General features: G+C 76.4%; 1 protein-coding gene. It reads right to left on the bottom strand.

Annotated elements, in window-relative coordinates:
- Positions 1 to 3,874: type I polyketide synthase (locus GTW08_RS23185; protein ID WP_161152530.1), on the bottom strand; the 3,874-nt coding region annotated here is incomplete at both ends.

The raw sequence follows: 3,874 nt of genomic DNA, 5'->3' as shown, positions 1-3,874 counted from the left end.
TCCCGGACACCGGGGGCGACGTCGTCGGGAGTACCGACCGGCCGCATCTCCAGCGCCCGGACCTCGGCGACGGGTGCGCCGCCGGTGTCGGTCGCGGAGACGGTGAGGGTGCCGTCGGGGTCGCGGCGCAGCCGGGCCCGCAGCGCGGACGCACCGGCGGCGGCCAGCGAGACACCGCTCCAGGCGAACGGGACGCCCGCGGCGGTGGTGCCGGCCGTGTCCCCGCCCCGGTCCTCGGCCAGCCATGCCGACTGCAGGGCGGCGTCGAGCAGGGCGGGGTGCAGGGCGTAGGCCGTGGCGGTCCCGTCGGCGGGTTCGGGCAGGGCGAGCTCGGCGAACACCTCGCCGTCGCGCCGCCAGGCGGCCCGCAGGCCCTGGAAGGACGGGCCGTAGGCGAAGCCCTCGGCCGCGCGGGCCGGGTAGAAGCCGTCGAGGTCCACCGGTTCGGCGCCGGCGGGCGGCCAGATCCCGTCGAGCGGGTCCGGGACCGGCGGGAGGGCGGTGACCAGCGTGCCGGTGGCGTGCAGGGTCCACCCGGCGTCGGGGTCCGGGTCGTCGTCGGTGCCGTGGGGGCGGGAGTGGACGGTGACGGGCCTGCGGCCCGCGGCGTCGGCCGCCCCGAGGCGGACCTGGGTCCGGACGGTCTCGTCGTCGGGCAGCACCAGCGGTGCGGTGAGCGTGAGCTCCTCGACGTGGTCGCAGCCGACCTCCTCACCGGCGCGCAGGACGAGCTCGACGAACGCGGTGCCGGGCAGCAGCACCCGGCCGCCGACGGCGTGGTCGGCCAGCCACGGCTGGGTGCGGGTCGAGATCCGACCGGTGAGCACGAGGCCCTCGCCGTCGGCGAGCGCGACGACGCTGCCGGCCAGCGGGTGCCCGGTCGTCCCGGTCCCGGCCGGTGCGCCGGTCGCTCCGGACGGCCAGAAGTGCCGGTGCTGGAAGGCGTAGGTCGGCAGGTCGACGTGGTCCGGCCCGGCCGGGAGCAGGGCGGTCCAGTCGACGGGGACGCCCGTGGTGTGCAGCGTGGCGAGCGCGGTGAGGGCGGTGCGCTCCTCGTCGCGGTCGCGGCGCAGCACCGGGACCGTCACGGTCGTGTCCTCGGGCAGGGACTCGCGGGCCATCGCCGAGAGCACCCCGTCCGGACCCAGCTCCAGGAACGTGGTCGCGCCGGCCTCGGCCAGCGCCCGCACCCCGTCGCCGAAGCGGACGGCCTCGCGGACGTGCCGCACCCAGTACCCCGGGACGCACAGCTGACCCGGCCCCGCCAGCGCACCGGTCACGTTCGACACCACCGGCACCACCGGCTCGGTGTAGGTGAGCTGCTCGGCGACGGCTCGGAACTCCTCGAGCATCGGGTCCATCAGCGGCGAGTGGAACGCGTGCGAGACCCGCAGCGTGGTGACCGAGCGGCCCTGCGCGCGCAGCTGTTCCGCGACGGCCAGGACGGCGTCTCGTGCCCCGGCCAGCACGAGCGAGGCGGGTCCGTTGACCGCGGCGACCGCCACGTCGTCGGTCAGGTGCGGGCGCACCTGCTCCTCGGTCGCACGGACGGCGACCATCGCGCCCCCGGTCGGCAACGCCTGCATCAGCGACGCCCGCGCCGCGACCAGGCGCGCCGCGTCGGCCAGCGAGAACACCCCGGCCACGTGCGCCGCCGCGATCTCACCGATCGAGTGCCCCGCCACCAGGTCGGCCCGCACACCCCAGGACTCCACCAGCCGGTGCAGCGCGACCTCGACCGCGAACAACGCGGGCTGGGCCGTGCCGGTCTCGTCCAGCGCCGCGGCGTCGGTGCCCCATACCAGGGCCCGCAGGTCACCGCCGAGCTCGGCGTCCAGCACCGCGACGACGGCGTCGAACGCCTCGGCGAACACCGGGAACCGCCCGTACAGCTCGCGGCCCATCCCGAGCCGCTGCGAACCCTGCCCGGAGAACACCACCGCGGTGCGGCCGGGCCGGGCGGTCCCGGTCACGACGGCCGGGTCGGGGGTGTCCGCGGCGAGCGCGGCCAGCGCGCGCAGGGCGTCGTCGCGGTCTCCGGCCAGGACGGCGGCCCGGTGGGCGAACCGCGACCGGCTGCTCGCCAGTGCCGACGCGACGTCGGCCGGGACGAGGCCGGACCGGTCCTGCAGGTGCGCGCGCAACCGGTCGGCCTGCCCGCGCAGCGCCTCGGGGGTCCTGCCGGACAGCACCAGCGGCGCCAGGCCGTCCCGGGCGGGTGCCGGGGCGACCGCGTCGGCGGGTTCCACCGGCGACGGCTGCTCCAGCACGACGTGGGCGTTGGTGCCGCTGATGCCGAACGAGGAGATCCCGGCGCGGCGGGCACGCCCGGTCTCCGGCCACGGCGTCTGCTCGGTGAGCAGCTCGACCGCCCCGGCGTCCCAGTCGACGTGCGAGGAGGGCTCGGTGACCCCGAGGGTGCGGGGCAGCACCCCGTGCTGCATCGCCATGATCATCTTGATCACACCGGCGACACCGGCGGCGGCCTGGGTGTGGCCCATGTTGGACTTGACCGAGCCGAGCAGCAGCGGCTGCTCGCGGTCCTGTCCGTAGGTCGCGAGCAGGGCCTGGGCCTCGATCGGGTCGCCCAGGGTGGTGCCGGTGCCGTGCGCCTCGACGGCGTCGACGTCGGCGGTGGACAGCCCACCGGAGGCCAGTGCCTGCCGGATGACCCGCTGCTGGGACGGCCCGTTGGGCGCGGTGAGCCCGTTGGAGGCGCCGTCCTGGTTGACCGCCGAGCCGCGGACCACGGCGAGGATGCGGTGGCCGTGGCGGAGCGCGTCGGACTGCCGCTCCAGCAGGAGCATGCCGACGCCCTCGGACCAGCCGACGCCGTCGGCGGACTCGGAGAACGGCTTGGATCGCCCGTCGGGGGCGAGGCCGCGCTGGCGGGAGAACTCGACGAAGGTCTCGGGGCCCGCCATGACGGTGACACCGCCGGCGAGCGCCCGGTCGCACTCCCCGCCGCGCAGCGCCTGCGCGGCGAGGTGCAGGGCGACCAGCGACGACGAGCACGCCGTGTCCACCGTCATCGCCGGACCCTCGAAGCCGAACGAGTAGGAGATGCGGCCCGAGGCCACCGACAGCGCGCTGCCCTGGCCCTGGAAGCCCTCGAACTCGTCGCCGTCCAGACGGGTGCCGTAGCCCGAGTACATGACGCCGGCGAACACACCGGTCCGGCTGTCCCGCAGGCTGTGCGGGTCCAGCCCGGCGCGCTCGATCGCCTCCCACGACGACTCCAGCAGCAGCCGCTGCTGGGCGTCGGTCGCCATCGCCTCGCGCGGGCTCATCCCGAAGAAGTCCGCGTCGAAGCCGGCGGCGTCGTCGAGGAACCCGCCGGAGCGGGCGTAGGAGGTGCCGCGGTGCGCGGGATCGTCGTCGAACAGGTCGTCGAGGTCCCAGCCGCGGTCGGTCGGGAACCCGGCGATCACGTCGGTGCCCTCGTCGAGGACCCGCCACAGGTCCTCGGGCGAGCCGATCCCGCCGGGGAAGCGGCAGCTCATCCCCACGACGACGACGGGGTCGTCGGCCGTGGTGATCCCGGCGATGTCGGCGCCGGTCCCGGAGTCGCCGTCGGCGTCCGGGCCGAGGAGCCCGACGAGCAGGTGCTCGGCGAGCGCGACGACCGTCGGGTAGTCGAAGATCGCGGTGGCGGGCAGCCGCAGACCGGTGGCGGCGCCGAGCTTGTTGCGCAGCTCGACGGCGGTCAGCGAGTCGAAGCCGAGGTCGCGGAAGGCCAGCTCGGGGTCGATGCGGTCACCGCCCGCGTGCCCGAGCACGGTCGCGGCCTCACCGCGGACCAGGTCGAGCAGGGCGGCGCGCCGCTCGGCGCGGCCGAGGGCACCGAGCCGCCCGGCCAGGCCGCCGGCGTCGG

The sequence above is a fragment of the Pseudonocardia sp. SID8383 genome (genome assembly GCF_009864975.1).
In the GTDB taxonomy this organism is placed as follows: Bacteria; Actinomycetota; Actinomycetes; order Mycobacteriales; family Pseudonocardiaceae; genus Pseudonocardia; species Pseudonocardia alni.
The sequence above is the reverse complement of the archived record's forward strand: the minus strand, read 5'-3'. Positions and strand labels throughout refer to the sequence as shown.